We start from the raw sequence: 6,000 nt of genomic DNA, 5'->3' as shown, positions 1-6,000 counted from the left end.
AAAATGGGCAGCATAATCATCTATCCAAAACGAAGCCAGAGTCTGGCGACTCTGCCATTGAATAAAGTGCGCTAATGCGCACAAATATCCTTGATCTGCTTGACTACAGAATAACTGTCAGGAAATATCAGTCAACCCCAACGCCGCTCCGCGGTGCGCTTGGCGCAGGGTTGACAGTTATTTCCTGGCAGTTATAGTAGTCAACAAGCAGACCAAGGATAAATATGATGGATACAACCATCGACAAAGTAAAAAGGTGATCACTGTTTATGTGACCACCTTTTCGTTTGATGTTATTTTGTTTGTTTTGCCTGTCTACTTGACAGACCCCAGATCACTGCACATCCTTCTTTATTTTTTAACAAAAGTCCTATATTATGAAAGGCTATCAGCTGTAACGTCAGACTTCTCTTCTACGCCTGTAACTTCAGGTGTTGTTGGTATATTTGGAGTGGCTGGAGGAGTAACATCATGATAATACCCATAATCTCGATACTTTACAGGAATACCAAATAAACAACCTGTTTTCTTTTCATATCCCAAGCCCTCGAAATTTGCTGCACGACAGCCACTTGCAGTCTCATTAATATCTAATGCTATAATTTCAGCATTGCTCCACTTTTTCATTTTCTTTCCTCTCATATCTAAAATTTATTTTTTACAACTCGGCTATATTATCTTAGTTTCCAAAGTCTTACAATAATTCTATCAAAAATGTAAGAATTAGCCTTTTATAATCATGGCATAACAATCCTCTCTGCACCTTGTATTTCCTCACTCTTCAAAAATTGTCTGACTTTTTGAAGAAACTGTTAATTCCATTTCTTATATGATAATATAGTGAAAGCGCAAATCTAGAGTTTACGCATTTTGTTTTTATTTGGAGATTTTTTATGAGCGGTATATTTGGAATTATTAAATCATCAAGTCCTGCAGAGATTTCATCTTCTCTTGCAAGGCTTTTAAAATGGAACGGAGTATTTGGGGATGAACAAAAATCTGAAATCATCTCAGATAGCGTTGGAATTGGAATATGCGCAGATCACATAACAAACGCCCCTATCAATAATACTCCTGTTTTACATAAAGACGATTATTATGCAGTTATAGATGCTCTTATCTATAATAGGCAGGAACTCTCAAGTTCTTTTAACCTACCTTTATCTCTATCCGATGAAGAAATGCTCTTTGAGCTTATAATCAAGAATGGCCCTGATTCACTTTCAAGTGTTAACGGTGACTTTTCAGGCGCAATATATGATTCAAATGTTGAAAAGCTCACTCTTTTCACAGATCACATGGGCATACATCCACTCTATTACTATAAATCAGATAAAATGGGGGCATTTTCCACAGAAATAAGGGGCCTGATCAATCTCCCTGAAATACCCGGTGATATAAATCCCGATTATCTGTATACCAGTGTATGCGAGTATATTACCTCTTCGTTAAATGGAACCGAGTTCTCAGATATATATCGTGTTACTCCTGCTTCGTATCTTTGCATAACCAAATCTTCCGATACTCTTGTATACGAAGAGCACAAATACTGGACTTTGGGTGCCAAGAAAGTGCGACTGTCATCAGATAAAAAATACATCCAGAAAATGCGCGAACTGATCACAGAATCTATAAGAAAAAGACTTGCTGTATTTCCGGATATTGTGGGTGCAGAGCTTTCAGGTGGTATTGATTCAGGTGTTATAGATATACTGATCAGCAAGCTTGGAAGAGAGGCCATCTATTTTTCCTGGTCTCGCGACCCCAAAGACCTTCCTCTTGTAGAGAATGATGAACGTCTTATAATTGAGGACATTTGCAAACAGGAAAACACCACTTGCTATTACAGAAGCAAAAACTACGTAGACAGTAATTCCAATATAATAAACAATCACCTAAAGCTTGGTTTTTCCAAAGATGCTCCGGGAAGCCTTAATTTCAAGTATGCTTATCCGCTTTATACCAATACGGAAATTATCAATGAGGCTTCACAGCTTGTAAGCAGCAAAGGCGCTAAAGTTATCTTTTCCGGTCATGGCGGAGATGAAGGCGTAAGCCACAGAAGCGATCCCTACGAATTATACTGCTTTGGTGAAAAGCTACACTTCATCAAGTGCCTTTGGGAGTTCAATGAAGGTGCTCCAAAGCGTATGCTCAAGACCTTCAGAGATTACAGATATAAGGTTGCAAGAGGCCCCAGCTACGATAATGATCCTATGCAAAACACTAGTAGTAGCACACCTTTCATCCTTAAAAAAGAGCTTTGCGAAAAATATAAAGATTATAAGGGAACACCTTTCTTCTTCCCACATAATCCGCTCAAATATATTGCTACAGGAGCAACCAATATTCGTTTAAATGTAGCAGCATTATTTGGCCCATATTCAGGTGCAAGATACATTTTCCCGTTCCTTGATTATGAAGTAATTAACTTTGCGGTAACAATTCCAAGACACCTTTATATTAAACATGGTCAAAAAAGATATATATACCGCGAAGCTTTTAAAGATATAATGCCCAAATCTTTATATGAGGTAACCTATAAAAACACGCCAAGTGAGGAAAAGAAACCTGAAGATAATGAAAAAGAAGAAGATGTTGATTGGTTCAAAGATAATCAGCAATCATTGAAAAATCTTTTTGAGCGTTTGGACAAGGATTTTTGGGCAGAGTGCCTTGATTTTAATGAAATATCTAAGCTTACGACTTGTGAAGATCCGGGACTTGAAGGCAAGGATCAATATATGGCAGTCTTAGAACATTTGGGAATGCTTTACCAGTTCCAGAATATTGTAACCAAAGTCAAAGCCATTTCTTAATTGTTACAATTTTGATAGAAAAGTTTACTTCCCTGCGTTTTAGTCAGATAATACATGTATATAAAATCTTAATGGAGGGAGAGACTAAGTATGAAGAATTGGGCAAAACCAGAAGTTGTTTCTATAAGACTTGAGAACACTGAAACGTTTGATAATGCGATGACAGTTGAAAGATTTGTTCCTACTAGCGCAAAGAGACCAGCTACGTTGAAATCTGAGAGAACTGACGACGAGATTATACTCCCATCATAATTATCAACTTAGTTTTTTCAAAAATTATTAGCCACAGGTTATCCTGTGGCTATTTTCATTAATCAATATTCTTTTTACATTTTGTAATAGGCTTTAGAGAAGCTCTACTTCCTCTCCTCTTGCAAGCTTTTCAACTATGTCTGCAATTTCGTCCTGAGAATTCCCCTCTGCAGGTCTATAAATCATATAAACAGGACACTTGGAAGCAAGCTTAAGACAAAGTTCCCCATATTCCTTGGCATTCTCCCAGCTTCCTTTGAATCTGTGAAGAAATACATTTTCACGAATTGCAAAAAGCTGATTAAGTCCGGATAATTTTTCTGCCAATACCTTGTCTGTTTTAGCTCTGACAAGAAAAATCATAAACTTTAATTTCTGCGGCTTTGAAACAAACTTATCTTTTACCGGAACAAGGAATTTGTCCTTGGCTTCGTCTATGTAAATAAGCTCGTTCATATCAAAATTTCTACTCTCAACTTCATTACGGCAAAGCTTCTGATAAGGAAATGCAGGGTAAGCATATGCGCTTTCATTCTCGCTATCCTGATCTTTCTCAATTCTGACCGCAGCCACATCATCTGCCATAATCTTGAAGCCTTTTTCCAGCATTTTCCTTGTAAGTGTAGATTTGCCTGCTCCCATCTCTCCCGAAATGATGAAGACTCCATCATCTCCCACTACAGCGCTGCAATGAATGGCTATGGTCTGTCTCTCATAAAGAAGTATTGCCATACAATATCCAAGAAGCCATGGGGAAACTGTTGCAGGTGTATAGCCTTCCTTGGTCTCGAATAATATTTCCTTGCCATCTCTTATCAAATAGTATCCGGCCTTATTAAAAAAGCAGGAACTTTTTGCGTCAACAAAATACTGCTGTTTAAGTGCATCAGCTTTGGTAATAGTTTCCATTACTTCATCAGCACATTTCTCTTCCCTGATATATATGGTATTTTCTAAAGTGCCTTCTTCCTCTGCCGCTTTTTCAAGCTGCATGAATTCCACTTCGGTTTCAATAATTAAGCCATAAATTCTATATCTATTCACAACATCCCTCACCCAAAATATATATTGCATTTTAATCAAAATAATCCCCAATTCAAAATGCAATTTAAAGTATATCAGAAGATTTCTTCTAAAGAAACTATGCATTTAAAAAACGGAGAAAACCTAATGATAGTTTTCTCCGCCTTCCACTCCAATCTCAAGATCGGAAAACAATTTACTTAGTTTGCATTATGCAAATATTGCCATAGCCTTCTGCTGTTCGTCTTCCTGCTGTTTTTTCTGAAGAACGCTCTGATAGGAATCAAGCGCCTGCTTGGTCTTAAGTTCCTGAAGAGCTTTCGTTGCGTTATCCTCTTCCTTGTCCATCTGATAGCCGTTAAGCTCCATAGCAGCATGCGAATTATAAGTAAGAGCGTGCTCTACGCCATTTGTCTGAGCTCCTACAGAAGATCTCTGGCCTGCCACCTTTTCAAGAGCCTTATCAATCTTGCTCATATCAAAATCTTTGGTCACATCATAATCTGTAATTCCAAGAGCATCAGTTGTCGCATTATTGGTGGAAATAGTCTCTGTCGCACCATTACCATCAGCAGCAACCTTCATCTCTCCATCTTTATTGGTAAGATTCTTTTCATTATATGTCGTACCCTGAGCTGTCTCATTTATACCCTTAAGGTATTCCTTGATCTGAGCCTGGATACTCTCTTTATCATCATCTGAAAGAGTACCGTTCATAGCCTTTACAGATAACTCTTTTATAGACTGAAGATAATCCTCAACTCCTGAAAGAGCTCCGTCTTCAATATTAAGGGCTGATTTTGCTGAAGTTAAGTTTTCGGATCCGGCATCAAGTCCGTTAACCTGTGATTTGGTTTTTTCCTGAATTGCCAGCCCCGAAGCATCCTCAGACGCTTTGTTTATCGTGCCGCCACTGGATATTTTTGAATATGCGGAGTAATCCTGATATCCGCCTATAGAAGATACACTACTCATAAAGACCTCCTAGGTAAAAAAACATGCATCCCTGCAATAACAACCTTCCATGCTTTTTTGCTTCCCTGCAAACTTCCGCATCCTTGCTATGCTTCCCTGCAATTCACCTAAATGGCCTCCGTGCCATTCCTTGATAACCACATCGTAGCACCCTGCCTTTCAAAATATAATTAAATATGTATAAAATTCGCCTCTAAATGGAGCATAATTTCAGGTTTTATGGAGTTCCTGCGTAATAATGATTCAGTCCCTCAATCATGGTTTTCATAATTTGAATAATCTTTTTTCACATTTTATAACTACTTTCTTCACTTTTTGAACACAATTAGAGTTTAATATAAAAACCAAGTTAGTGATGCAGCTCGGTTCATGAATCTATTCGGAACCAAATCACTATCTCCCCCTCATAAGAAAATCGCAGGCACTCACGTCCCCCCGTGGGTGTTTTTGCGTTATAAGAAAAAATTAATCACCGTACTTCATATAAAGCTCTGCAAGCTTCGCCATTTCCTCTGGCGTAAGATTCTCGGCAGCGTACTTCATCAGTCCCTCTTTATCTCCCTCATTAACATAATCCATAACTTCGCTTACAGATTCTTTATCCATATGATTTTCTACAATCTCGGTAACCACTTCCTTGTCTTCCTCTGACATATTCTCAAGGACCTTGGTAACCAGGGAATTTTCTCCGGCAACTTTAGCTGCATTTTCTGTTATAACATCAACAGTTTTTTCTGCCGCAGCTTTTTTAACAGACTGTTTTAACATAGGAAGAGCATAATTTATGAACAGAAGTAAAACCACTCCCAAAATTACAAGCGATAACATAAGCCTTCCGAAACCGCTGTTTTTACTGGTCTTTGGCGTTTTCTTGTGTGCTTTATTTCGATTATTTTTTGACATTTTTTCTTATTCTCCTATAAATAATTTA

The 6,000-nt window shown here is 37.9% G+C and carries 6 protein-coding genes; 2 read left to right on the top strand and 4 right to left on the bottom strand.

Translation table 11 applies throughout. From position 1 onward, the window contains the following. Window positions 1-375 precede the first annotated feature (375 nt). Window positions 376-627: a hypothetical protein gene (locus G613_RS0101540; RefSeq protein WP_029230970.1), complete on the bottom strand. Its 252-nt coding sequence runs from the start codon at window positions 625-627 to the stop codon at window positions 376-378. A gap of 266 nt (window positions 628-893) precedes the next feature. On the opposite strand from G613_RS0101540, the gene G613_RS0101535 reads away from it, so the two are divergent. Together G613_RS0101535 and G613_RS19390 are read left to right on the top strand one after the other, a co-directional pair. Then, a complete protein-coding gene (locus tag G613_RS0101535; protein ID WP_029230969.1) occupies window positions 894-2,819 on the top strand; it encodes an asparagine synthase-related protein in 1,926 nt (641 codons plus the stop codon). Between the two features lie 90 nt (window positions 2,820-2,909). After that, the gene (locus G613_RS19390; RefSeq protein WP_155828007.1) at window positions 2,910-3,071 is read left to right on the top strand and encodes a hypothetical protein; all 162 of its coding nucleotides are present in this window, start codon (window positions 2,910-2,912) and stop codon (window positions 3,069-3,071) included. Between the two features lie 93 nt (window positions 3,072-3,164). On the opposite strand, the gene G613_RS0101525 is transcribed toward G613_RS19390, so the two are convergent. The 3 genes from G613_RS0101525 to G613_RS0101515 all read right to left on the bottom strand — a co-directional run bounded on the left by G613_RS0101525 (window position 3,165) and on the right by G613_RS0101515 (window position 5,972). After that, window positions 3,165-4,115: a hypothetical protein gene (locus G613_RS0101525; protein ID WP_155828006.1), complete on the bottom strand. Its 951-nt coding sequence runs from the start codon at window positions 4,113-4,115 to the stop codon at window positions 3,165-3,167. A 189-nt stretch (window positions 4,116-4,304) separates the two neighbouring features. Beyond that, on the bottom strand, window positions 4,305-5,069 hold the full coding sequence (locus tag G613_RS0101520) for a flagellin (protein WP_029230967.1): 765 nt from the start codon (window positions 5,067-5,069) through the stop codon (window positions 4,305-4,307). A 465-nt stretch (window positions 5,070-5,534) separates the two neighbouring features. Then, the gene (locus G613_RS0101515) at window positions 5,535-5,972 is read right to left on the bottom strand and encodes a hypothetical protein (RefSeq protein WP_029230966.1); all 438 of its coding nucleotides are present in this window, start codon (window positions 5,970-5,972) and stop codon (window positions 5,535-5,537) included. Window positions 5,973-6,000: the final 28 nt, after the last annotated feature.

The organism is Butyrivibrio sp. VCB2006, assembly GCF_000420945.1.
Classification (GTDB): Bacteria; Bacillota; Clostridia; order Lachnospirales; family Lachnospiraceae; genus Butyrivibrio.
Note: the sequence above shows the minus strand (reverse complement) of the source record. Positions and strands in the feature narration are given on the sequence as shown.